Annotated in this window: 23 protein-coding genes; 1 reads left to right on the forward strand and 22 read right to left on the reverse strand. The window is 38.1% G+C overall.

Annotated features, from left to right (window positions below):
* Window positions 1-21 precede the first annotated feature (21 nt).
* From QBE53_16210 to QBE53_16305, 20 genes are all read right to left on the reverse strand, one after another.
* Window positions 22-348, reverse strand: a complete 327-nt coding sequence (locus tag QBE53_16210; GenBank protein ID WZL81320.1) for a BMC domain-containing protein — start codon at window positions 346-348, stop codon at window positions 22-24.
* Window positions 345-1,790, reverse strand: a complete 1,446-nt coding sequence (locus QBE53_16215) for an aldehyde dehydrogenase EutE (protein ID WZL81321.1) — start codon at window positions 1,788-1,790, stop codon at window positions 345-347. The genes QBE53_16210 and QBE53_16215 overlap by 4 nt, the downstream gene beginning before the upstream one ends.
* Window positions 1,791-1,794: 4 nt before the next feature.
* A complete protein-coding gene (locus tag QBE53_16220; GenBank protein WZL81322.1) occupies window positions 1,795-2,586 on the reverse strand; it encodes a class II aldolase/adducin family protein in 792 nt (263 codons plus the stop codon).
* A gap of 9 nt (window positions 2,587-2,595) precedes the next feature.
* Window positions 2,596-3,648, reverse strand: coding sequence for an S-methyl-5-thioribose-1-phosphate isomerase (gene mtnA / locus QBE53_16225; GenBank protein WZL83333.1), 1,053 nt, complete (start codon window positions 3,646-3,648; stop codon window positions 2,596-2,598).
* A gap of 14 nt (window positions 3,649-3,662) precedes the next feature.
* Window positions 3,663-4,868: an S-methyl-5-thioribose kinase gene (gene mtnK, locus QBE53_16230; protein WZL81323.1), complete on the reverse strand. Its 1,206-nt coding sequence runs from the start codon at window positions 4,866-4,868 to the stop codon at window positions 3,663-3,665.
* Between the two features lie 19 nt (window positions 4,869-4,887).
* On the reverse strand, window positions 4,888-5,889 hold the full coding sequence (locus QBE53_16235) for an ABC transporter permease (GenBank protein WZL81324.1): 1,002 nt from the start codon (window positions 5,887-5,889) through the stop codon (window positions 4,888-4,890).
* Window positions 5,870-7,390 (reverse strand): sugar ABC transporter ATP-binding protein, encoded by a 1,521-nt coding sequence (locus QBE53_16240; GenBank protein WZL81325.1) that lies wholly within the window; start codon window positions 7,388-7,390, stop codon window positions 5,870-5,872. The genes QBE53_16235 and QBE53_16240 overlap by 20 nt, the downstream gene beginning before the upstream one ends.
* Window positions 7,391-7,463: 73 nt before the next feature.
* Window positions 7,464-8,642 carry a sugar ABC transporter substrate-binding protein gene (locus QBE53_16245; GenBank protein WZL81326.1) on the reverse strand — a complete coding sequence of 393 codons (1,179 nt, stop codon included), beginning with the start codon at window positions 8,640-8,642 and terminating at the stop codon, window positions 7,464-7,466.
* A 282-nt stretch (window positions 8,643-8,924) separates the two neighbouring features.
* A complete protein-coding gene (locus QBE53_16250) occupies window positions 8,925-9,671 on the reverse strand; it encodes a DeoR/GlpR family DNA-binding transcription regulator (protein WZL81327.1) in 747 nt (248 codons plus the stop codon).
* A 68-nt stretch (window positions 9,672-9,739) separates the two neighbouring features.
* Window positions 9,740-11,233 carry a sulfatase-like hydrolase/transferase gene (locus QBE53_16255; protein WZL81328.1) on the reverse strand — a complete coding sequence of 498 codons (1,494 nt, stop codon included), beginning with the start codon at window positions 11,231-11,233 and terminating at the stop codon, window positions 9,740-9,742.
* A gap of 25 nt (window positions 11,234-11,258) precedes the next feature.
* Window positions 11,259-12,422 (reverse strand): glycoside hydrolase family 88 protein, encoded by a 1,164-nt coding sequence (locus tag QBE53_16260; GenBank protein WZL81329.1) that lies wholly within the window; start codon window positions 12,420-12,422, stop codon window positions 11,259-11,261.
* Window positions 12,423-12,426: 4 nt separating this feature from the next.
* A complete protein-coding gene (locus QBE53_16265; GenBank protein ID WZL81330.1) occupies window positions 12,427-13,812 on the reverse strand; it encodes a sulfatase in 1,386 nt (461 codons plus the stop codon).
* 77 nt (window positions 13,813-13,889) lie between these two features.
* Window positions 13,890-15,518: an extracellular solute-binding protein gene (locus QBE53_16270; GenBank protein ID WZL81331.1), complete on the reverse strand. Its 1,629-nt coding sequence runs from the start codon at window positions 15,516-15,518 to the stop codon at window positions 13,890-13,892.
* A 56-nt stretch (window positions 15,519-15,574) separates the two neighbouring features.
* Window positions 15,575-16,468: a carbohydrate ABC transporter permease gene (locus QBE53_16275; GenBank protein ID WZL81332.1), complete on the reverse strand. Its 894-nt coding sequence runs from the start codon at window positions 16,466-16,468 to the stop codon at window positions 15,575-15,577.
* A gap of 12 nt (window positions 16,469-16,480) precedes the next feature.
* A complete protein-coding gene (locus QBE53_16280) occupies window positions 16,481-17,404 on the reverse strand; it encodes an ABC transporter permease subunit (GenBank protein ID WZL81333.1) in 924 nt (307 codons plus the stop codon).
* Between the two features lie 175 nt (window positions 17,405-17,579).
* Window positions 17,580-19,766 carry an AraC family transcriptional regulator gene (locus QBE53_16285; protein ID WZL81334.1) on the reverse strand — a complete coding sequence of 729 codons (2,187 nt, stop codon included), beginning with the start codon at window positions 19,764-19,766 and terminating at the stop codon, window positions 17,580-17,582.
* A 15-nt stretch (window positions 19,767-19,781) separates the two neighbouring features.
* On the reverse strand, window positions 19,782-21,194 hold the full coding sequence (locus QBE53_16290; protein ID WZL81335.1) for a sulfatase-like hydrolase/transferase: 1,413 nt from the start codon (window positions 21,192-21,194) through the stop codon (window positions 19,782-19,784).
* Window positions 21,195-21,306: 112 nt separating this feature from the next.
* Entirely contained in the window at window positions 21,307-22,314 is a 1,008-nt protein-coding gene (galE, locus tag QBE53_16295) for a UDP-glucose 4-epimerase GalE (GenBank protein ID WZL81336.1), read from the reverse strand.
* Between the two features lie 19 nt (window positions 22,315-22,333).
* Entirely contained in the window at window positions 22,334-23,428 is a 1,095-nt protein-coding gene (locus tag QBE53_16300; GenBank protein WZL81337.1) for an aminoglycoside phosphotransferase family protein, read from the reverse strand.
* Window positions 23,428-24,345 carry a sugar phosphate nucleotidyltransferase gene (locus QBE53_16305; GenBank protein ID WZL81338.1) on the reverse strand — a complete coding sequence of 306 codons (918 nt, stop codon included), beginning with the start codon at window positions 24,343-24,345 and terminating at the stop codon, window positions 23,428-23,430. The genes QBE53_16300 and QBE53_16305 overlap by 1 nt, the downstream gene beginning before the upstream one ends.
* A gap of 143 nt (window positions 24,346-24,488) precedes the next feature.
* On the opposite strand from QBE53_16305, the gene QBE53_16310 reads away from it, so the two are divergent.
* Window positions 24,489-25,394 carry a helix-turn-helix domain-containing protein gene (locus tag QBE53_16310; protein ID WZL81339.1) on the forward strand — a complete coding sequence of 302 codons (906 nt, stop codon included), beginning with the start codon at window positions 24,489-24,491 and terminating at the stop codon, window positions 25,392-25,394.
* An 11-nt stretch (window positions 25,395-25,405) separates the two neighbouring features.
* On the opposite strand, the gene QBE53_16315 is transcribed toward QBE53_16310, so the two are convergent.
* Both QBE53_16315 and QBE53_16320 read right to left on the reverse strand, forming a co-directional pair.
* Window positions 25,406-25,594, reverse strand: coding sequence for a hypothetical protein (locus QBE53_16315; GenBank protein WZL81340.1), 189 nt, complete (start codon window positions 25,592-25,594; stop codon window positions 25,406-25,408).
* A gap of 659 nt (window positions 25,595-26,253) precedes the next feature.
* Window positions 26,254-26,379 (reverse strand): hypothetical protein, encoded by a 126-nt coding sequence (locus tag QBE53_16320; GenBank protein WZL81341.1) that lies wholly within the window; start codon window positions 26,377-26,379, stop codon window positions 26,254-26,256.
* Window positions 26,380-26,508: the final 129 nt, after the last annotated feature.

Here is a 26,508-nt window from a genome sequence, read left to right on the forward strand (position 1 = left end):
TTTCCTCCATTCACTCATTGATTATTTTGAGCTTTCTATTAACTTTTGTATTCCTGGATGCGGGTTGGCGATGGTTGATTGAATGATGTCTTCGGGTTCGTTGTATTTTAATGCCACTTCATATCCCAGCTCCATTGCCGCTCGAACTTGATCAATACTGCCTTGAAACTTAATCTGCGCCTGCAGTGGAATCTTCTCAAGAACCGCCACCGCCGGTTTATTAATATTAATCGCTACAACATGGATGTCCATATTCTGATATATTTCACTGATAACAATAAGAGCTGTTGCATAACCGCAAACTTCTAGCATTCCCAGTGCATTACCACGTACCGACGAGCCTATCATATAATTCTAAACCCATCAACAAGGACACAATGACGTGCTCTTGTAAAGTTTTTCGCTGTTGTAATTCCTTCTCCGGTTGGTCCGGCTATAGTAAAGCTAACCACCGACTCACTATCGACACCTATCCCTGCAAGCGAAGGTGCATTTTTGACAAAAATTGTCGTATTAATTGCTTTCGCATAGTAGGTGATGTTATCAATATTTTGGGAATGGCAGATTGCTGTATGTCGGTTGCCATGCTCTGCTTTAACAGCGTATTCGACACCTTTTTTAAAGTTATCGACACGTACAATTGGTAATACCGGCATTAATAACTCCAATTGTACAAACGGATGTTCAAATGTTGTTTCACAAATAATGCACTTTGGTTTTTGGTCGTATGATATATTCAAGGCATCTAAGTATGTATGAGCATCTTTGCCGACCCACTCTTTACGTACATGAGCGCCTTCTTGATCTTCATATGTAATCAACTCTTGCAAAGCTTTTATCGTATCACCTTTTATAAGCATTGCTCCTTCTTGAACCATTGTTTCAATCAGTTCATTGGCTACTTCATCCACAACAAACACTTCTTTTTCCAATATACATACTATATTATTATCAAAAGAGTGTCCTGTGATAATATCAATCGCCGCTTTTTTTATGTTGGCCGTCTCATCAACGACAACCGGAGGGTTACCTGCACCTGCTCCTATGGCTTTTTTCCCGGATTTTAATAAGGCTTTAACCAGTCCCGGACCACCGGTTCCTACCAGCATATTAACCATTGGGCAAGACGCTAGTACCGACAGCGATTCCATCGTTGGGTCTTTGACCATAGTGATAAGGTTCTTTGGTCCTCCTAGCTCTACAATCAATTGATTGATCTGGGACACCGTATATGCACACACCCTTTTGGAACTTGGATGCACATTAAAAACAACTGTATTTCCCGCTGCCAACATGGCTATCGTATTGCTAATGACTGTCTCAGAAGGGTTGGTTACCGGTGTAGTTGCTCCGATGACACCAAAAGGCGCCTCTTCAATAATAGCAAGTCCTGTGTCCCCGCTTTGCGCCTTGGTCTCTAAGAGTTCAGTCCCTGGTGTTCTTGCTGCAAGCTCATGTTTTCTGATCTTATCTTCGTAGTTTCCAAGTCCGGTTTCTTCAACAACCCGTTTCGCTAGGTCGTATTTTTCCTTTAAGGTCCATTTTTTTATTCCATCGATAAAGCGTTGTCGATCCTTGATGCTGTATTGGCTATAGTGTTGGTTAGCTTTTTTTGCCGCTTCAATGGCATCTTCCATTTTTTCATATACACCGATTTGATGTCCTTGAATAGATGATGCTTTATATTCTCCACTTGATGGGCTCACATCAATTGCTTGTTTTTCTTGCCCCATCGTTTGTCGAACAATTTGACTGACCAGTTGCTGTATTTCTTTTTCACTAATTTGCATCTTTTCACCTCCTATGAAGCTGTCTCATAACTTCGTTGGTAATTGCCTGAGCTAATTCCACTTCATTATAGTCTTTGACATCGTCTTCTGTCTCAGGTTTTACCGTCTCTGTGGCATATGCCGGTTTACATGCCGGTACGCCTCCCGATGAGACACCAATCTTTTTACGAATATCTAATAATGCATCAATTTCTGTGCAGTTAAACTCTCTCGGGTCTCCGATTTGTTTTACATACAGAAGAATTTTTCCATAATGTTCCACCGATTCCATCCTAAAAAATGCTTCTCTAAGGTCTCTGCCCCATGTTAATAATCCATGGTTGGCAAGAAGTACCGCATTATAATCCCGCACATAGGGTTTGATAGATTCTGGCACCTCTTTGGTACCCGGTAGCGCAAAATCAGCTACCGGAACCACGCCTAAGTTGACGACGGCTTCTGCAAGAATCGGTGTCTCCATGGGCACCCGCGCCACTGCAAAGGCTGTTGAAATCGGCGGATGTGCATGAACGACCGCTTGAATCTCAGGGTTCGTCTTATAGACTTGTATATGCATCTTGACTTCAGACGATGGCTTACCTCCACTTAAGATTTCCCCATCTAAGGTCATCTTAACGATTTCATCCGGCTTCATACCACCCTTTGATACGGCTGTTGGTGTCACCAAGAGGGTATTATCATCGAGCTTTACTGAGATGTTCCCATCATTGGCCGCCACAAATTCTTTATCATATAATTTTTGACCCACATCACAAATCGCATTGCGAATCTTGATTTCATTCATATATGTACTCATAGGCATCTCCTATTCAAACAATTTCTTCAAGTTCTCCTTGTAAGGTGGACGAACAATTCCCTTCTCTGTTATAATAGCGGTGATGTACTTTGCATCAGTTACATCAAAAGCAGGGTTATAGGCTTTGACTTCTTTTGGAGCTGTTCTTCGGCCAAATCCATTGCCGATTTCTTCTTCATCACGAAGCTCAATCTCAATGTCTTGTCCTGTTGCAGTATTCATGTCAATGGTTGATGTTGGTCCAAGGATATACATTGGAATTCCATATTCTTTGGCGAGGATTGCAACTCCTGATGTACCTATCTTGTTCGCAGCATCTCCATTGGCTGCTATTCGATCACAGCCTACAAGCACGGCGTCTATTTTTCCTTCTTTCATAACAAGGGATGCCATGTTATCACAGATAACCGTTACGTCTAATCCGGCTTTATATAGTTCATATGCTGTTAATCTGGAACCTTGAAGCAAGGGTCTTGTCTCATCCGCATACACTTTAAAGTTATATCCTTGCTCATGACCCAAATACATCGGTGCTAATGCTGTTCCGATACCCGATGTTGCGATTCCACCTGCATTACAGTGTGTTAAAAGACCCATGCCTGGTTTTAGTAGTTCTAATCCATATTCTCCAATGGCTTTACCCATAGCTTGGTCTTCTTCGAAGACTTTTTCGCTTTCATCTAAGAGCGCTTTTTTCATTTGTTCGATTGTTGCACCTTTTGCCTCTTCTTTTTCAAAGCGGTCTTGCATGCGATCTAGTGCCCAGAATAGATTAACTGCGGTTGGTCGACTGGTGGCAAGATAATCCTTTGTCTCTGTGAATTCTTTTTTAAACGCCTCAAAATCTTTTGTTTCCATCTTATTCATGCATACATATAATCCATATGCTGCGGCCACTCCAATTGCTGGAGCGCCACGAACGCGTAACATCTTAATCGCTTCAAAAATCTTTTCCCGTTGGTCTAAATAGAGGAACACTTCCTCATTAGGTAATAACGTTTGATCAATAAGTTCTAATTTTGTCTTATCTTCGTTTAATTTTGCTGGAATAACTGTTGTAATCATTTCATCATCTCCTATAAATATTTTTCAATCAAACGAAGATATTCTTCGCCAGTGACTATTTCTGCTCTATTTTTTATCAGCACTTTTGCCAAATGCATGTTATCTTTTTTGGCTTTGATGCGCTTTGTATCATCTGCAATACCGTCTAAGTCTTTTACATGGGCAAATCCTACTGTTCGACGAATCATCTCGCACCCTGTCACTCCTGCCGTGTTAACAAGTACATCATTGATATAGTATTCTTTGAACCCTTTTGCTTTTGCCATTTTATCCGTCACCACTTCATCCCATATTTCTAAGGATTTTGCTTTGAACTGATCGATGACTTCACGGATGGCATCCAATAAAAACGCCTCATGTTTTTGGCGAAGCTCGCCCTCTTCAAGCGATGCTTTTGTTGATATATAGTTCATAATCAAGTTGGCGATTAATGCACCAATGTCATAGGCCATCGGACCATAAAAAGCAAACTCAGGGTCGATAACTTTTGTTGAATCTTGATTGACAAAGATACTTCCTGTGTGCAAGTCTCCGTGTAAAAGTGCTTGGGCATTATTCATGAAGTCAAATTTTAACTTAGCCACTTCTCGTGCCAATTCTTCGTCATCTACAATCTCTTCTTGATGGAACTTAACAATCGCTTCTTCCATATTATTACGTGCTCCAATATGAAATGGTTCTGTATAAACTAAATCTTCTGTTATTTCACATAACTCCGGATTGATAAATTCTTTGACACTTTCTTTTTTCTCTTTATGCTCCATCACAACATCGGATGTAAGCAAAAGTGTTTTGACTAAAAAGTCACTGATTTGATCCGCAAATTTTGGATATTGGATATAGTCAAGCAATCCATATCGCATGATAATGTAGTTATCTAAATCTTCCATCGCCATACAATACATATCTGTATCATAGAAGTAGACTTTTGGCACTAAACCATCGGTCAGTTTATATTCAATATCTAGGATATGAGATTCAATTTCTCCACGGCCAATATCAAGAGGCCAATCTTCTCCCGCCGCTCTTACATAAGGAAGGGCTTGCTTAACAATAACACTTTTATTGTTTTTCGTATCTTTGACGCGAAAGACGAGGTTTAAGTTTCCATCTCCAATTTCATTGCACACATACTCGGCATCCGGTCGAAAGAACTCCATCTTGCTGTTAACATAATCAATGACTGTTTTTTCATTTAATTCTACGTATTTACTCATCGTCGGTCTCCTCTCAAAATTAATCTTTCTTCTTATAATAGGTTAATCCTAAGGCTATAATTAATACGATTCCTTTAACAATATCTTGGGAATAGTATGGGAAGTCCATCATAATCAATCCATTTAATAAGATTCCCATCAAAAGCGCTCCAAGTAAAGTTCCAAAGGCATTGGCTTTTCCAATTCCTAAGACTGAGAATCCAATAAAGGCTGCAGCTACTGCATCCATCAAGTACGATCCACCTGCATCAACTTCACCTGAACCTAATCTGGCACCTAAAACCAAACCACCAAGCGCTGCAATGAACCCTGAAAAGATGTAAGCTAATAATCGATATTTTTTTGTTGGGATTCCAGAAAGTTTTGCCGCTTCTTCATTACCTCCAACCATATATAGGTAACGTCCGTATTTTGTATAGTTTAAAAAGATGTGTACAATGATGACCACTGTGAGCATCAAGATAACCGGAAACGGAATACCAAATATCTTGCCTTGTCCAATAAACAGATACGCCGGATGCATCATCCCAGGTGCAATACCTGCATTATCTGGTAGTGGCATGTAGTTGTATATCGCCGTACCATTTTGGAATGTAATAGAGATTCCTGTTAATAAAAACATCATCGAGAGTGTTGTCAACATGTCTGAGATACCTACTTTGATAATTAAGAAGGCATTCACCATACCTACCAAGACACCTACGACTAAGGGAATTGTAATCGCCCATATCGGATTCATTTCCCAGATAACCATGATTTTTGCAGCGATTACAGATGCAAATCCTGCCACAGCACCTACAGATAAATCAAATCCATCAACAGTCAGTGCCATGGTAATCGCAAGGGCGATTAATCCTACAATAGATACGGATCGAAAAATATTGGTGATATTATTGAAGTTCATAAAATTTTCTAATCGAATTGTAAAGAACAATACGGCTAATACAGTTACTAAAATCGTGCCGTACTTATAAAAGAACTGAAATAAATCTATTTTTTGTTTAGGCTCGTTTTTTAACATTTTGGCCACCTCCGGTAGAGTATAATAATAATTCTTCTTCATCTGTTTCTTTGGTAATAAGCTCTTTGGCTATGGTTCCGTTATACATGACATAGGTTCGATCGGTTAACCCTAGGATTTCGGGGAATTCACAGGTCGCATAGATAACACTTTTTCCCGCCTTAACCAATTCACCAATAAGCCGATATATTTCTGCTTTACTACCTACATCAACACCTTTTGTCGGCTCATCAAAGATATAGACTTGTGCGTCAGATAGCAGCCATTTTCCAATTGCAACTTTTTGTTGGTTTCCACCACTTAGATTTGCAACAATCTGCTTTTCTGTGGGTGTTTTGATCCCAACTTTTTCAATATTATCTTTTGACACTTTTTTCATCTTGATACGATTCATAAAAGAATACTTACAATACTTGTCTAATGTGGGTAATGTTAGATTGGTTTCTATCGATTCATGAACCAATATCCCTTCTTTTCTTCGTTCTTCAGGGACAAGTGCGAATCCGTTTTTAACCGCAATCGCCGGATTTTTATTAACGACTTGTTTTGCATTGAGTTCAATGGTTCCTTGGGTAATATTACCTTCTCCAAAAATCAACTTGCATAGTTCTGTCTTACCACCGCCGACAAGTCCTGCCAGACCAATGATTTCTCCTTCGTGCAACGTTAAGTCCACATGATGTATTCCGCCGGTCCCTGTTAAATCACGTATCTTCAAAACTTCTTTACCGATGTCACCGATATGTTTGGGATAGGTGTTTTCCAACTTACGCCCCAACATTTTTTCTACTATATTATCAATGCATGTCTCAGAGGCATTATATGTTCCCACATATTGGCCGTCTCTTAGCACCGTAATTTTTTCACTTATTTGAAATACTTCATCTAAACGATGACTTATAAATATAATGCTCATTCCATCTTGTTTTAGCTTCGACACAATTTTAAATAGTTTTTCTGTTTCTTCTAAACTAAGTGGAGCTGTTGGTTCATCCAAGATTAAAAACTTCGCTTTTTGATAAACCGCACGTCCAATCAGTACCATCTGCTTTTGAGATAATGTTAAGTCACTTACCAATTTGTTAACATCAATATCTAACCCTAAAGCTTCCAATTCTTTTCGTGCTTGTTTTTTGATTTTTTTCCAATTCAGCATTGTTTTTTGTTGCGGACTAATAATTTCATCCATCATTATATTTTCTGCCACGGTTAAATGAGGCACTAACGCTGTATCAACTTCCTGATATACAATGACTACTCCGTGAGCTTTGGCATCGATTGGGCTTTCAATTGCTTTTACTTCATCATCAATGCTAATCGTTCCTTCGTACCCTTGATATGCACCTGCAAGAATTTTCATTAACGTACTTTTTCCTGCACCATTGGCACCAATAAGTGCATGAATTTCTTGACTGCCTACTGAAAAATCTACTTGATCAAGAGCCTTAACTCCCGGAAATGATTTTGTTATTCCTTTCATTTCTAATCGACTCATATTCACAACCTCACTTACTGCAACTTTATCTTTTTATGAGCAAACCGATTGAAAAGATCAATCGGTTTGCAGTTACACTTTATTGTGCTTGTTCTAAAGCAAGCATCCAATCTTCTAAGAAGTCTGTTGTATAACCCCAGCCATCATAGAATTCTGCCAAATCTGCCATTGTTACACGTCGTTCATCTTTTGATGGTAGATCATCTACATGAACAAGTACTGGTTTTAATGAATAGTAACGAGGAATTTTTTCACCTGCTAACGCTTTAAGCGCTAAACGAATCTGAACTTGACCTACAACGGTTGGGTCAACAGCTGCTGAAGCTCTCCAGATTTCTGGGTGATCTTGCATCATCGCCAAGTCTTGGTCTGAGATATCCACAGAATATAATGGAATCGTACGTCCAGATGCTTGTTGTTCTACAACTAATGCATTATAAAATCCTTTTGCATATTCATCCCATACTGCATATACAGCGTCAATTTCACTACCTGTTGTCAATAATGTCTCTAAAGCTGTTTGTGCTTTTGGCATTGGGTTATCTGTACCTAAGTCAATCGTATTGGTTACTTCAAGACCTGTGTATGTTGGTAGGATTCCACCTTCCCAAATACGGTGACGTTTATCTGTTGGAGGTACATTGGCAACACGGTTATAGACAACTTTGCCTTTTCCGTCAAGTTCTTGAACAAGTGCCATCTGTGATAAAAGCCCCATCATTAAGTCATATTGATCAAGAGATACAAGCTTTCCTTGATGAATTTCTTCTGGAATATCAAAGTCATTATCAAAAACGATAACAGGAATTCCAGCTTCCAAAGCTTTTTGAACCGCACCGGTTAATGCATCTGCTTTACCGTGAGAGATTAATATTGCATCCATCTTATTCGTCACGGCATTGTCAATACCTTCTGCCATCTTTGCCAAGTCATTATTAGCATCGATAACGCTTAACTCAATCCCGTATCTAGCTGCTTCATCTTTTACACCATTAATATGTGTAATCATGTGTGTTCCAGTTCCCCACTCTTTAATAAGAGCCATCTTCAAAGTTTTTCCTTGAATCGCCGAAGGTATGTCTGCATTAACTGTCTCATTGTCCCCTGACGTCTCTTGCGTATCTTCACTTGTTGCGTCTTCGCTTACCACTGGCGTTGAATCTGTTCCACTATCTGCTACTTCATCACTACTACCTTGACACCCCACCAACGTTAAACTCATGATTAGTGTTAGTAAAATTGCAATCCCTTTTCTCATTGAACATTCTCCTTTTCTAATCTTACTGAATTAAACATATTGCACAAATCCTTCATGTATTATTCTTGGATTTGATTACATATTACACCCATTTTCAATTTATGTCAATATTTTTCATCAAAAAAGCAAAAAAAAAATAATTTTTTTCAGCTTTTTTCAGGAGAGAGTACCATTTTAACTATCAAGAACCCCCATTTAGCAACGTTTTTATGCTTTTTATACAACAGAAGTGTATTTTTCTAATAAAAAAGTGATTTCGATTTGAATCGAAATCACTTTTTTTCAGATATCTGCAAAAATAAATCGTGGGTCATGATGATAGATCTTATCAATATGACTTGTTGTTATTAATCGCCAATCATTATCCAGTTGTCCAAATGTATATCTTGAGCGTTTACCTAGTTTTGTTGAGTCCGCAATGATATAGGCTTCCGCCGAATTCTTTAACGCTATTTTGTTCACTTCTGCAACTTCAACACTTGATGTCGTAATACTTCCTCCAGGAATCACCCCGGACGCTCCAATAAAACACTTATCAAAGTTCATACACGAGATTTGACGTATCACCGTCGGTCCGATAACCACACCTATATCCAGCATCACCTCACCACCAAGGATAATCGTATTAATCTGGTATTTGAGCAATTCTTGAATATGAAAGGCACCATTGGTGACTACGGTAACATTTTTTCCCGCCAAATGCTTAATCATCATATCTTCTGTTGTTCCCGGTCCCAAAAAAATAAACTGTCCGTCACCGACTTTTGTTGCAGCATAACTTCCAATCTGCATTTTTTCTTCTTTGTTTAGAGTCATCTTTTCCGCCAAAGACTTTTCAGGTATGTTAACCATAATCTTTGCCGCGCCTCCGGTCAAAATCTCTACTTGACCTTCTTCTTCCAACGTCTTTAAGTCTCTGCGCACTGTCGCCAAAGATACTCCGACACGATCGGCTATTTCTTCAAAAAAAACGATGTCTTTTGTATGCATAAACTCTAGAACTTTACTTCGTCTGACATAAGGTATCATAAGATTCCTCCCCTTGGGTTTTTTCTTATGATACCACTTTTTTCACGTTTTTGCAAGATTTTTCAAATTTAGTATAACTTTTTTTTACGGTTAAACTCTGTTATCTCAAGTCCAGTGTCATAATCTAGCTGTTTAACCTCACCCGGCTCTGTAATTCGCTGACGGGTCATATAGTGATTTTCCCAGTTTGGTTTCGGTGCATTTTCACGCCATGACCGATCTTCCCAATAATATCCTCTAAAAGGATCTCTTGTCACATCCATCCAGTCAAGCAACGCATCATGAAGTTCGTCGCGAATACTTTGCACTTTCGGATTATGAATAAGATTGTCCATCTCTTGAGGATCTTTGGACAAATCATATAGCTCATCATCACTCATAAGATGGATAACAAGCTTATATCCGTCTTTTACAACACAGCGTACCGGTTGATATCCTCCAAAACCATCATGGTCAACTTCATAGCGATTAAATTCGATGAATGCTTGGTCCTTAATCTCTCCAACCGTTTTTTCTTTTGACAACAGACTTTCCCCAAAAAGAGCTTCCGGTTTTTTAACATCAAAATAATCAAGAATTGTTGGCACAATATCAATGTGTGAAACCGCTTCATGACGCCGACTGTTCTTTTCATCCCATGTCGGATTCATCATAATCAAGGGTATATTGGTGATTTCATCATACATAGCTGCACCTTTGCCATAGATTCCGTGGGACCCCATGGAATCCCCATGGTCTGATGTATACATGATGGTTGGCTCTGCCAAATGTTTTTCAATAGTGCCTAGGACGCGACCGATTTCATAATCCACAAAACTATTGCACCCTGCTAAGCCCAGCCCATCTTCATTGGCAAAAACTTTTCGTCCATTATTCGCCCATAATTGTATATGCGCCGGTAATGTGTTTATATCTATATGCATATTTTCTTTTTCAAAGACACGTTGTCCTTTAAAAGGCTCAAAAAACTCCTTGGGTGCCAAGAATGGACCATGGGGTTCATCATAAGAAAGTACGAGTAAAAAGTCTTCGTCCTTATGGGCCTCAATAAATTCCATTGCTTTTTGAGAGCATTTGTGCGCATAGGTAAACTTCTCATCAATTCCTTGCTCATCAAAACAGCTCTGAAAATTCCTTGAACGTACACGGTCTTGTTTAGGCATCTCCATCAGGTAATTACGCATATCATACCAATACGCATCATCCCATCCATCCGGACATATGCCGTCACCAAAATAATCTCCACCGTCTAAGTGCCACTTGCCTATATAGCCACAATGCACACCTTCTGCACTCAATCTTTGACCAAGTGTTTTTACATATTCCCCTAGCTCCATTCCATTACCAAGCATTCCATTGGTATGAGGGTATGTTCCTGTAAAAATTGCTGAACGTGCCGGTCCGCATACAGGTTGAGTGGTATAGGCGCGCTCAAAGCTAACACCTTGTTCCACTAACTTATCCAGATTTGGCGTGTGCATTTCGCGCCGCTCATTAAACACATTAATCATATCTAACCGTTGCGTATCTGTCATTATAAATATAAACTGTCTTTTTGTCACGTCTTCACCTCTATATCTTCATTGCTTACCAGTAAAGCTCCCAATCCTTTAACTCTCGCATTAACGCCTCAAGATAAAAGTAGTCTCCCCAAACATTACATTCATCAACGTTACGATCTTCACAACTATTATGCGCAGTACCTCTTGCATAAACACCATGAAGAAGTAAGCCATTGGAGCTTTTTGGATCTTTTACCGCATAATTGTCAATCAAGGATTTTAAAATCTTAAGGGCTGCACTTCGATATTTTTCTTTTCGCTCGCCATCAAGGTATTTACACATCTCTAGTATACCACAAACTGCAATCGCTGCGGCGGATGAATCTTTGGATTCTTGTGATGGGTCATTAAATTCAAAATCCCAATATGGCACTAAATCTTTAGGAAGATTATCAATAAAGAAATCTGTGACTTTATAAAAAATATCTTTGTAGGATTCTTCTTGTGTATATCGATAACTCAGTGCTGTTCCATAGATTCCCCAAGCTTGCCCTCTTGCCCATGCTGAATCATCGCTGTATCCTTGTCGCGTCTCACCATAGAGAGGTTTTCCTGTGCCTTTTTCAAAATAATATGTGTGATACGTGGAATGGTCCTCACGAAGGACAACTTTTAATGATGTATCAATGTGGCGTCTCGCAATGTCTGCATATTTTTCATCTCCTGTCGCTTCGGTTGCCCAATATAACAACGGAAGATTTAAAAGACAGTCTATAATCAATCGATAGTTATCATCTGCCCCAACATTTCCCCAAGCTTGAATAAATTGCCCATCTTCTTGGTATCGAGTAATAAGATGATCTGCCGCACGAATTGCCGCTTCTTTTCCTGTAGTATTTTGTGTCAGTTTGTACGCTGCTACACAGGAGAGACTATACAAAAATCCCATGTCATGATGATTAATGTCAAAGGCTTCATCCATACGTTTTGAAAAGCTCTCTACTTGAACTTCAGCTGCTTTTTTGTAGCGTTCATCCTTTGTCCATTCATACGCTAGCCATATCTGCCCCGTCCAAAATCCACTCGTCCATGAGCGATTGATACTTGGCTCATAAAAATTATTGGTTGTCCCATTAATTTTAAATGCATCTGTAAATTGATCCAAGTCACTTCCAATTTGATTAACAGCAATATCCATTGCCTTTTTCACTTCGTCTGTTGTTACTTCACTAAAGTTTTTCATGCACATTATATTATCTCCATTCTATTTGATCCAACATAAAAGGATCGTTCGTTTTATTCAAATAGTTTTCTAGTTTTTTGTCCATCTGCATAGCAATAGAATCCTCTTTTTCAAGGGTTATGGGACGCATTTGCAACGGATCCTGAACCAAATCATAGAGGTAGCGTTTTTGAATCGCTCCCGGCTGAGTTCCGTTATCTACAATATAGGTCTTATCTTTCATTCGAAGACCTCTCCAGCCAAACGCTTTGTTATTATAGCCACGACGTCTATATGCATCGACCATCTCAGGCATCCCCGGAATCATCATAATCAGCTTCTCTTCATGTTCTTCAACAATTGCATCCTGATTTTTAATAAGTCTTGAGGCAAAACTGGTTCCTTCTACACACTCCGGTACACGGACATCCAATAATTCAAGCAACGTCGGCATATGGTCTTCACTGCTTAGAAGCATATCTGTACGTCCAGGTTCGATCTCTTGATCACAAATCATGAGCGGAATCTTAATCGATTCTTCGTACCAGATATTTTTTCCCATAAGCCCTTGTGCACCTAGCATATCACCGTGATCGGCTGATAGGACGATAACTGAATCTTCCATAAGTCCCTGTGCATTCAAGTAATCTATAAGGCGACCGAATTGATCATCCAAACCGCTTACAGCTCCATAATACTCGCGAAGCGTCTCAATAAACTTCGGATCTTCTTTGAGGTTCTTTGGAACATTATCCGGTACACGAATGGCATCATACATAGCTTTATACTTAGCCGGCACTTGGTCATAAGGTGGATGCGGTGGATTCCATGATAAAAACAAACAAAATGGTTGTCCCGCTTTTCTTTGCTCTAAAAACTCTAGTGCAACATCTGTCTCCACCTCTGGAGACCAGCGCTCTTCAATTATCTGTTGAGAGCTATCTCGCCAATAGTGTGGTCTTAAGTGGTTATCCATTGCTCCGTATGAAAACCAAAAATCAAACCCATGACGTCGTTCTCCCGGTGGCGTATACGCATCCCAATGTACTGCTTTTGACTGTGGGTTGGCTTCAAAGTTTTTTTCACTAGCATCTAAATGCCACTTGCCTATATATGCTGTCTGAAACCCTTCTGCTTTTAATACATCGCCTATTGTTGTCTCTTGAGGCTTTAACATCACCACTTCGTCTAATCCTATTTTACAGTTTGTCCACATCCCTAGAGAATACGGATATTTTCCGGTAATTAAAGATGCACGATGCGGAGAGCATAAAGGGTATGTACTGATCGCATTGTCAAATACCTTGGATTGTTTTGCAAATGCATCCATACGTGGCGTTTTGACTTGGCTGTCTTCAAAGCCTATCGCATTTTTATTCCATTGATCTGCAAAAATATAAATCAAATTCTTCTTCAATTTATCGTCTCCTTATCTTGAAAAATCAGCCCAAAGGGCTGATTTTTCATTTTTTTATGTTCAAATATTTTGTTGGTTTATTTTCCTAAGAAAGTATCCATCGCTTTTTGGTTGATTTCAATGGCACGATCAATGTTTCTGTCTTTAAGTTCTTGAACGAATGTTGCGTAATCGTCTTCAATGTTTGATGCACCTAACATCCATTTTTGGAACATTTCATCCACATATGGACGGATTTGTGACATGATACGCTTGTACTCGGCTTCATCTTCTTCTGTATATTTTAAGTCCAATTGTCCATCAAAATATGGAGGTACATTATCACGGTACCACTCTGGATGTCCGTTGTATAATTCTGCTGCTGCTTGGGCTTCTGGAGTCATAAACGCATATTCATAGTTTGGATCTTGGTTCATACCGATACGATATTGAATACCTAATGAACGAAGGTAACCAAGTGGTGTTTGTTCAGTGTTACCTAACACTTCATCTGTATATGTTTTGTTGCCCGCATCGTCAACAACATATGTTTTGCCTTCGATTCCCCAGTTGATAAGGTCAGAACCTTCTTCTGAGAAGAAAAAGTCAAAGAATTTGATAAGTGTTACTGGGTCTTCACATTGAGAAGAGATTCCCCAACCTGGAGCTGGGTAACGTGTTGTACGTTCTACAATGTTTCCATTTTGGTCTTTCATTGGTGCAATAGCTACGTTGTTAAACCCTTGGATTTCTTCTGCCAATGAACGGTTATAGTTTCCTGTACTTGGCCAGTCATGTGTGAATCCACCTTGGTTAGCACTGTATAATGTATCTCGTGTCTTCGCTCCACGTGTAAAGATTTCAGGGTCAATCAATCCTTCTTTATACCATTTTGCAAGTTCTTTAACACCATACACGAAGTTATCTTCTAATGGTTCAAACTCTATCACGCCATCACGTGCATAAAACTCTGTACTTGAATCAAAAAGGTATAAATATTCATCCGGCATCTTATGTCCTGCACGGTCAAACAATGGAATCTCATCTTTTTGACCATTTCCATTTGGATCTTCATTTCTAAATGCTGTTAATACAGTATATAGTTCATCAACAGTTGTTGGAACTTCTAAACCAAGTGCATCTAACCAATCTTGTCGAACCCAGTAGAACTCTGCTGATAATAATGTTTGATTTTTTGGAATATAATAGATGTTACCATCTAATGATGTTGCCCCTTGTCTAAATTTTGGATCTGATTCTAAAAGAGCTTTGATATTTGGCGCATGCTCATCAATTAAGTCATTAAGGGCAATAAGTCCACCATCTCGACCAAGCTTTTCTAAATCTGCTGTGTTTTTGTATCCAATAACATCTGCTAAATCTCCTGAAGATAACATCAAGTTAAATGCTTCTTCTTCATTAGCATTTGTCTTTGAAATAACACCTTCTAAGTTTACATTTGTACGTTTTGCAATTTCTTGCCATACTTCCCATTCAGAATCAAATGGCATATTGTTGAAGTTTAAGAAAATTGAAAACGTCTTAGGTTCTGCTGATACCAAACTTCCTTCAAGGCTTTCTTCTGTGCTTTCTGTTGTTGTACCTGTTTCTGTCCCCGCTTGTGTTGTTGAATCTGTTGCAGTTTCACTATCTGTGCTTTTTCCACATCCCGCCATAAGTAACATTGTCATAACGACAACCATAGCTGTTGCAATTAATCTTTTCATAACTTTCTCCTTTTCTTTTTAATATATCTTCAATGACGTTTGTCATATGTAAGATCTTATCCTTTTACCGAACCAATTGTGGCTCCTTTTTTGAAATACTTTTGTACAAATGGGTAGGCAACCGCCATAGGTACAATAGCAATGATAATAATCGCATAAATAACCGTCGTAGGTGATGCTAGGGAGTCCATCGTAATAATTCCTGCCTCTGTTTCATTGGCCACCTGGTCTACAATCAATTTTTTCAATAAAACTTGCAACGGTATTTTGCTATCATCTTTTAACAAGTTCATCGCCCAGAAGTATCCGTTCCATCGAGAAACCCCATAAAACATTCCTACTGTCGCAAGGGCCGGCTTAGATAGCGGCAAATAAATATGATAAAAAATTCTTAAATTGGAAGCGCCATCAATAAATGCTGCCTCTTCCAAAGATTGTGGTACCTGCTCAAAAAAGCTTTTTAAAATAATTAAGTTGTATGTATTTAATGCAAAACCAACAATAATTCCTGTTCGCGTATCTAATAACTTTAAGTTAACAAATGTCATATATAAAGGAATCATTCCTGCGTTAAACCACATCGTAAATACGGTCATAATCGTAAAAAACTTACGGAACATGAGGCGTTGCTTTGATAAAGCATATGCCATTGTTGCTGTAAAAAACATATTTGCCATAACACCGACAATTGTATAGAAGAAGGTATTTAGATAGGCTAACCATATTCCGTCTTTTGCAAATGCTTGTCGATAACTTTCTAAATTAAAACCTTTAATCCAAAACATCACATCACCATTTTCAACAAAAAATGGTTTACTTACCGATGCGATAATAACATAATATATCGGATACAGACTAAGTATTGTAATGATGATTCCCACAACGCTCATAAAAAATGAGAACACCTTTTCATTACGAGTAACTAATTGACTTGATTTTTTTATTTTCAATGGAATCACCTCCTACCATAATGCCGTTTCTGAAATTTTCTTGCTGACTCGATTTGCAAGTGCAACTAAGATAAGTGCAAATAACGCTTCAAATAAACCTGCTGCCGTTGCCAATCCATAGTCACCATTGCTGATTCCTGTTCGATATACATAGGTTGCTATAACATCTGCAGTCTCATATGTTGTTGGGCGATATAAAAGCAAAATAGCTTCAAATCCGACTTTAACCATTTTTCCAATGTTAAGAACAAACATAACAACAATAATTGGTAAGATATTTGGTAAGGTAATGGCTGTAATTTGTCGCCACTTTCCGGCTCCATCTACTTTTGCCGCTTCATATAATTGTGGGTCGATTCCCATAATAGCTGCAATATATACGATGGAGTTAAACCCTGCAGTCATCCATAACGTCATTGTCGTATAGATGCCTCTAAAATACTCTGGCTTAACCATAAAGTATTGCGGGTCCATTCCTAGTTTTTGTAGCATGAAGTTGATAACTCCTGTACTTGGCGATAAGAAATTAATCGTCATCCCACATACAACAACAACCGAAATAAAGTAAGGCAAGAACGTCGCTGTCTGTGTTAATTTACTTATAAATTTATTACGCATCTCTGTAATCATAATTGCTAAAAATATAGGTAAAGGGAACACAATAAGCATTTGCCATAACGCAATCATCATTGTATTGGTAAATGTTCGCACAAAGTCCGTTCCACTTAAAAAATACATGAAGTTCTCAAGCCCTACAAATGTACTACCTTCAAACCCCCGAAAAACATTATAATCATAAAACGCCATTCGCAGTCCCAACATCGGTTTGTATGCAAAGACCAAATACCATAACAATCCGGGTAATAGGAGTAAGTATAAATCCCAATCGCGCTTTATCCTTCCTCCAATCATATGTAATGATAACTTCTTCTTCATCGTTTTCTCCTTTCAAAAATTCAATTCGCTCATCGAATTTGTGAACTCATTATAAGCGCATTTGCATCTAAAAATCTATCTTCGATTTTCAAAACATCTTCAAAAGCCCTTTTTTGTCAATCACGATTTTTCAACACACCCTTCAAAAAGCAAAACAGAAGGCTTTCGCCTTCTGCTATTGCTCATCTATTCGGTCTTTGTATTGTTTGGGTGTCATCCCCATTGTCTTTGAAAACACTCGTATAAAGGTGTTTGCACTGTTAAATCCAACCTCTTTGGCAAGCGTTGCCACTTTAATCTCTTTTTTCGTATGTAAAATGTCTACTGCCTTTCGAATACGATATTGATTCAAGTGCGCTTTAAAGTTCTCTCCAGTTTCTTTTTTAAAAAGTATACCACAATACTTTTCAGAGATGTTCATGCGTTCGGCCAAATCAATCAGCATAATATCTTCCTGATAATTTTCTTCAATAAAGCGAAGCATCTCTTGACCTAACTGACTTTCTTCTTTTTGACTTTGGTCACGTACATACAAGCATAGCCAATCAATGCTGTTGCGTAAAATGTTAAACACTTCGTCTTGGTTCCACTTATCTGCTAGCGACCAAAAGTCTATCTTCTTTTCAAATACTTCTTCCGGTGTCACCTTTAACTCTTGAATAATACGCTGTAAGGTTCCGATAAGAACCAGAACCAAACTTTGTCTAGCTTCAAGTTCCAGCGAACGATAGACATCATTTTCTTCAAGAATATGATCATAAATCGTAAGCGCCTGTTCGTCCCCTAAGACAACTTGATGTATCAATTGGTTTTCTAAATTCAAAGGATAATAGTGTACTTTTTTATCTTTTTTTCTAATCATATCCATCGTTAACATAACTTGTGTACGATATAAAAAGCGATATTCTAGTATTTTTTGACTTTCTTCATAACTTTCTTTGATAGATTCAAAGCCTACCCGGACATCACTAATCGCAGCGAACATCCTGGTCTCTCCTTCAAGGTATATATTGTTAATCAATGGCTGTAGCTTTTTCTTTACCTTATCTAATGTCGTCGCTTCTACAATAAGCGCACAAATGCCTGTACTTAGATTTGCAAAGCGCACACCGTGAGAGTTTTGCACAAATTCTACAATTTCATTTTTGTATATTTGAACTTCTTGATCTCCAAATTGTTCATTGCCGATAAATTCTATAAGAACAACCGCAAATGATTTATCTTCAGCCTTTTGATTATAGAGTTGGCTTTTTTTGTCTTTTACTCCAAATAAAAGATCACGGTTGGTCTTATGCTCCATCAAACGGTCCCGCTCATTAATTGCACTTCGCAACTGTATATTCAAATCTTTGACTTCTGATGCTTTTGTATGTAATATCTTGATTTCATCATATTTAGAGTTATGCTTTACACTATCAAGTTCCGTCATGAGATCATATATCGGTCGGTATAACAGCCTTGAAAAAATAATGGCGCCCACAATAGCGACAAACACCATAAATAAGCTTGGAAGTAACATACGTATCAGGACATATTCGAAGTTGTTATTATCCGACGTATCTTCAGCCAAAATGGTCCAATCAATATTTGCATATGGATATACAAAAAACTCATGATTCTCATACACAATACGCTCTTGTTGCGATTGCTCACTAAATCTTTGATACAACCCTTCTCTATCAATATTACCCGCTTGATTCCATGCAAAAATTCCTTCATCATTACACAGGAACCAGGTATATTCTTCTCCCGATGTTATCAGACTCTCGGTATTGATAACCAGAAAAAATAGCACCGTTTTTTCTTCAAACGCGCGACGGGTCACATACATAATGTATTGCTCGTCTTCTACTTGCTGCATCATAACCTTTTCTTTGCGTCCTTGTACAAATTCATAGAAGAGTTGATCGCGCTCTTGCTCTGACATCGCCAGTGTTGTCTCAAAAAACTGACCGCTTTGTTCACTTGACGTTGATGTTAGCACAGGTTTTTCGGTATCTACAGGTGTAATATAAATATCAAAGCTAATATTGTTGACCCGTGAAACTGCCTTTTGTAATTCTTGTTGCAATTTGATTGCATAAAAATACATTAAGCTACCTTCATCTTCGGTTACATATGACCGAATATATTCATGATTAACCACATTTTCAAATTCATTCATCGCAATTTCTAGCCGTAGCTGACTGTTACTACGATTGGCTTCAAGGGTTTGAAGCAACATGTTTTCCTGGTCCCTTTTATCTTGTCTAAACAAATTATATGAAAAAACGCCAATGAACATAAAGCTAATAAAGATAAATATTGCGAAAAATATTTGATAAACTCTTTTTTCGTATTTTCCTTTCACTATAATTCGCATTGTGTTCTCCTTTTTTTATCGGCTTTTTTTCAAACGCTCATATTCTAACGTTGCATTCACCCCTTGATGGTGCGTATAGCCCAACGGATGACGGCGATACTTTTCTTCATATGCGCCACGCAAAGTATTAAACGGGTCTTTTGTCTTATCAAGATACTGACCTAATTTTTCACGGTATCCATTAAGAACAGCTCCATATTCTGGTTTTGCTGCGAGATTTGTCTGTTCAAGAGGATCTTCGCACCTACTGTATAGTTCTTCTTCTATACCCTCTTGATCGTGATATACCGTGTATTTATATCTATCATCAAGATACATTCGTCCAGGGACAATATAACCTAAAAATTCATCATACCACTGTCCAATAACATAATCTCTTGGCGAAACCGCTTCCCTTTCAAAGGTAGACAACAAACTTATGCCTTCCCAAGTTTTTGGCACATTAAGACCGCAAAAATCTGTTATTGTAGGAATGACGTCCATTAAAGAAACATTACCCCCAATACGTTTTTTGCTCAACTGTGTCTTATGATAAAATACTAAAGGTACTTCATTGCTTTCATTGTAAAAGCAACCATATTTGGTTACTAAGCGGTGCGCCGCCATACCTTCGCCATGGTCTGCTGTTAAGACAATTAATGTCTCATCCATTTTACCGCTTGATTCTAATTCTTTCAACAACTTTCCGACCTGCGCGTCAACTTTTTCTATAAAATAATGGTATGCATTCAAATAATACCTGTAATCCTCACCGTCCCAGCTTGTTGTTTGGCTTTGTCTACGATGAGCGCAACACATGTACTGAATAAATGAAGGGCGGTTTTTCAAGTCATCTGTTTCGAAGTTTTGGGGTAAACTTGGAAGGCCCTTCACCTCTTGAACTTGATGTTCTTTTTGATAATTGCCAATATAAGAGCAGATATTATGTGGATTTTGAAAATCAACGACAGCAAAAAAAGGACGATCTTTTTCTATATTTTTAAGATAATCCGTTGCTTGGTTTAACGTGTTGATATCATAGTAGGTCTCATAATCCAATGGGATATCCGCACGCTCTGTTGATATATGTACTTGTTTTTCCTCATAACAGCGAAAACCACGCAAACTTCCATAATCGTGCCGCTTGCCAAAATGGACACAATCATAGCCTGCCTGGCTAAATACATCGCCTATAGTTGTTAATTGCTTACCTACCTCTTTAAATCCTTGGTCAGGAAGGTTACTTAACACTTTTGTTTGGTGGGGATACTTAGATGTCCAGAGTGATGCTCGTGCCGGCTGGCACAACGGACATGACGTATATGCATGTTCATAACTAATCCCATTTTCAATAATCTCATTCATATACTGAGTTTGATCATAGGTATTCCCATATGATCGTAGTGCCTTTGAACTGAGTTGGTCACAGATAATCATTAATACATTCATAGATTCATCAGCCTTTCTTCCTCATCATGTATATTCTATTATATTGAAAATGGGATAATTGAAAATCTCCAAAAAGCAACTCGTCACTAAAAAGCAACTCTATTGTGCGCGGCTACTTCGTCTCCTTGCAGGTTTGGACATAGTTCCATGCGTCAACACACATTGTGTCTAAATCCAATTTTGCTTCCCATTTTAGAATGTTTTTACTCTTTTGTGTTGATGCATAGCAGCTACCAATATCTCCTGGTCGTCGATTAACCACTTGATATTTAACGGTTTTATTGCTCGCTTTTTCAAATGCTTTAACCACTTGAAGAACACTATAGCCTTCGCCCGTTCCCAGATTAAATGCTTCAATACCAACATTAGATTTTACATATTCAAGAGCTGCAATATGCCCTTCGGCCAAATCTTGAACATGGATATAGTCTCTAACACCCGTTCCGTCAACGGTGTCATAATCATCACCAAACACACTCAGTTGCTCTAATTCGCCATTTGCAACCTTGGCAATATATGGGAGTAAATTATTCGGAATTCCATTGGGATTTTCCCCAATAAGTCCACTTGGATGTGCACCAATAGGATTAAAATATCTTAACAACGCAATAGAAAATTGTGCGTCACCCACATATAGATCTTGCATAATCTCTTCAATCATCTTTTTCGTTGCCCCATAAGGGTTTGTTGTTGATAAAGGATATTCTTCTTTAAAGGGTACATTGTCATTCATACCATAGACAGTTGCTGAAGAAGAAAACACTATTTTTTTACATCCATGCGCTTTCATCACCTTCAGTAATTGAATAGTTCCATTCACGTTATTATCATAATACTCTAACGGCATGCTGACAGATTCTCCTACAGCTTTTAAGCCTGCAAAATGAATCACCGCATCAATGGCATGATGATTAAAGATTTCGTCTAGTTTTTCTTCATCACGAATATCACCTTCATAAAACTCCACACTTTTTTTACCAAGTGTCTCGATTTTTGAGACGATTTCTTTTTTTGAGTTGACAAGATTGTCAATAATAACCACTTGATGATCAGCCTCTAATAATTTTACACATGTATGACTTCCAATAAATCCGGTTCCACCAGTTACAAGTATCTTCATTGTACCTTCCCTTCTGTTATTAAATATATTTTTTTACAATCGCTTCCATAAGCGGTAATTTTTCTTCCATCTTTTTCACAAATGCATATTGATTCTTTGCTCGAATCAAATTGTGATTCTCTTTGTGGACTTTAAAATATGTGTCGCCGTCCAAGTGATCCGTAAGAAAGCGCATCCCACACTCAAAGGTCATGATAATGGCACTCATTGGCAATAATTCTAGTTCCTTCGCCGTTAATTCATCTTTCATTATCTCAAGATATCCTTTAGTATACGCTTCAAATCTCTCCAAGTCTACATCCATGTCCTCTAAATTTTGTGCATCTTCTTCCAGCGTACTTCCACATGAACGAATCGCATCACCAAAATCATAGAGAGCGCTTCCAGGCATTACGGTATCCAAGTCAATGACACAACGTCCTTTACCTGTCGCATCATCTAGTAACACGTTATTAATCTTCGTATCATTATGGGTCACACGTGTTGGTATGTTTCCCTTTTCCATTTCTGTCAAAATCTGCTTCGTTATTCCTTCATGTTGGGTCGTAAAATCAATCTCTGCTCGACAATCCTTAGCACGCTGTTTTGCATCTTTTTCTAAAGATCGCATAAAATTTTCATACCGTTGTCGGGTATTATGAAATCCTTGAATCGTCTCATGTAATGTTGCTGCAGGGTAGTCCTTGAGCATATGTTGAAATAATCCAAACGCTCGTCCTGCTTCATAGAGCATGGTTGCATTTTCTGCAAATAAATGCCCGGTCGCATTATGCACAAATTCATATGAACGCCAAAAGTTACCGTCCGCATCTTTATAGAAGCTTTGTCCGCCATAAGTCGCCACCAACGTCAACACCTCATAATTGGGCAAAGGATGTTTCTGAATATACGAAACCAAATAGCCGGTCACCTTTTCGATATTTTCCATTAACTCTTGGGTTTGCTTGAATATATTATGATTTACGCGCTGTAATATGTATAGAACCTTTTGTTCTGCGTCTTGCATTGTCACAAGATATGTATCATTGATATGTCCATCCCCATATGGGCGAATACTGTCAAATTCTCCGTTCCATTGAAATTGCTTGCAAATCACATCAAAATTATATGCCATTATTTTGTCCTCCATAATTTTTCAGGGTATTTTCCTTCATCAATCATCGTGTTGATCGCTTCCACCACTGTCTTTTTATCTTCTTGATACGTCACTCCATACCATTTTTCTGAAGTTTTTAAAACTTTCACTTGCGCTTTTTCCTTTTGAACCATTTGATCAACGACATAAGGAAGATAGAACTCACTCTTTAAGGGATTAGCTTCAAGGGCCGCTGACAAAAAGTCTACGATTGTCGCTTCAACTTCTTCAAGGAAGGAAGGTTTAAGTCCCCACATATTCATTGATACAATTGTCTCTTCTGGAAGTGTTGTCCACTGTTGCTCTTCTAAGTAGGCGATATCTTGTGGACGTTTTTCAATATGTACACGCTCCACAACGTTTTTCAGATTCTCATCTTCATCTAAGCTACATATTCCTCGAGAAACATATCCATTTTCCGTCACAGTGTTTTTCAACATATATCCAACCATCGCGTATGCACGCTCACTTTTTTTCTCATCCTTTAAAAATGTATATAGCTGTGCAAAAGCTTCTTTGCCATAATAATCATCCGCATTGATGATTGCAAAGGGTCCTTGAATCAAATGTCTTGCTGCATACACTGCATGTGCCGTACCAAAGGGTTTAACTCTATCTTTTGGAATCACGATTTCACAAGGCACATCGTCTAACTCTTGAAAGGCGTATTGTACACGTATAAAGGGCTCAACTCGCTTTCCAATAATTTCCTTAAAATCATTCTCAATTTTATGATTAATAATAAAAATAACTTCTTCAAATCCTGCTTCAATTGCGTCAAACACAGAGTATTCGATAATTGCCTCATCATAACGCCCTACTGGGTCCATCTGTTTTAATCCACCGTAGCGACTTCCAATTCCTGCTGCTAAAACAACTAATACTGGTTTTTTCATTTTATACCTCCATAACACTTTGATCTTAACTATATCATAACAACTTTTTCTTAACATGTATTTGTACTTTCTTCTACTCTTTTTGTACAATCGATTGTATAATAGAAGAGGAAACTATTTATTGGTTCAGATTGGAGTTTTTCATGGTTAACACTATTGATGGTTATGGACTTACACCGATTCATCGTTTGATTTCCATTGACAACATCATTACAGTACACTATTTTGAGTACTCAAAAAATTACATCTTTGAAGGTGAACGCCACAATTTTTGGGAGTTCCTATATGTCGACAAGGGACATATTAATGTCAAGGCACGAGATACCATGTATATGCTGTCTAAAGGACAGGTAATCTTTCACGAACCTAACGAATGGCACACTGTTCTTGCTAATGGCGAAAGCGCCCCTAACCTTGTCGTGATTGCCTTTGAATGTCAGAGCGAATCCATGGACTATTTTAAGCAGCGCATCTTGTCTATCGATGGACATCTCCATACGTATCTTGGCAAAATCGTTGCCGCTGCTCAAGCAACCTTTTCCAATAATTTAAATGATCCCATGCTAAAAAAAATGGATAAGCGCATTAACACGCCTACCCTATCCGAACAATATATTGTAATGTATTTGGAACTTTTTTTATTAGAGATTTTGGAAAACCATGCGAATTATGAAAAAGAAGTTAAGACCTCTTCTTCCATCCATGAATATATGCGCGAAGACAAGCTTGCCATTGTCATAAATTATCTACAGGAAAACATTCATCAGCCACTTACTCTTGAAGACATATGTAAAAGCACTCTACTGAGTCGATCTTCCCTTCAAAAATTATTTAAAGACGGGACCGGTCACAGTGTAATGGACTACTTTAAAGCCATGAAAATGGATGAAATCAAGCGTCTTATTCGTGAGGAAAACCATAACTTTACTGAAATCGCAGAATTACTTGGTTATAGTTCTATCCACTATCTGTCGCGAATCTTTAAGACAACAACAGGGATGACCTTATCCGAATATGCCTCATCGGTGAAAGCTATTATAGAAAAATAAAGGGACTTAAACTATCTGTCCCTTTTATTATTTTCCAACTCCGGCTTCACGATTCTATAGGCTGGAATTAAAAATAGCATTAATGGAAAAAGCCACAATATTCCATAATAATATGTTTCCATCCCTGTTACACATATAATCAAGACTTCCAGCGAAGCCATAGAAATATATATGCTATTTGATATTTGATTACTCTCCATTACTCATCTACCTCCTCAATTTGATATATGCCACCTGTAAAGTCAATAATGTCCAGTTCATTATTTGCATCCAATCCAAATGACGACGTTCTTAAATCTGTGGGGAAGACTGTTTCATTGTGTACTTGATTATTTTGATCAATCCGTAGTCCCCAAATTGTTCCTGAAGTAAAATCTCTGTAGACAAAGAAACCGAAAAGATTCGGTAATGCATCACCATAATACGTATATCCTCTATTTATTGATCGACCTTCAGAATGAGGATACTCATAAACCGGATCAATAGGATCACTTTCAATAACATCGATTTATTCAATGGTATTTTGTCCGACATAACCTGCAAAAATGATTTCTCTATACTTATCAATACTAAATTTCAATGGATTTCGAAGTCCGTATGCCTATATTTCACCCATTGCATCAATTTCTCTTGCAAAAGGATTGCCTTTCGTTATTATGTAGCTTTAATTATCTGCCGTAATATCAGCATCAATTCTTAGTATTTCCCCTAATAAATTGCTGAGGTTCTAAGCGTTATTATTCGGATCAAACGCTAGTCCCAATAATCCCTTTTCATTTTCTGATGTATCAACAGTTTGTCTTAAGTCCATAAAAACTTCCATTGTATTATTTCTTGTGTTTATTCTCTTTATGAGCCCCTATTTTTCAACAACATAAATATACAGACTATCTTCATAATCATAAATCAGCTGCAATGGTTGACTGAAACTTGTCTCTTCAAAAGCTTCCACAAGTTCATTAGTAGACAAGTTAAAGCTATTCACGTAGATCCCCTCCTAATCTTCCTCCACCTCTTGGTCTTCTCCTAAGTCTTCCGTCGTTTCATCTTCTGACACTTGGTCGTCAATTGAAATTATTTTTCATTTGTCTAATATTATTATAACATAAATGTT

The sequence above is a fragment of the Vallitaleaceae bacterium 9-2 genome, from assembly GCA_038396585.1.
Lineage (GTDB): Bacteria > Bacillota > Clostridia > Lachnospirales > Vallitaleaceae > UBA1351.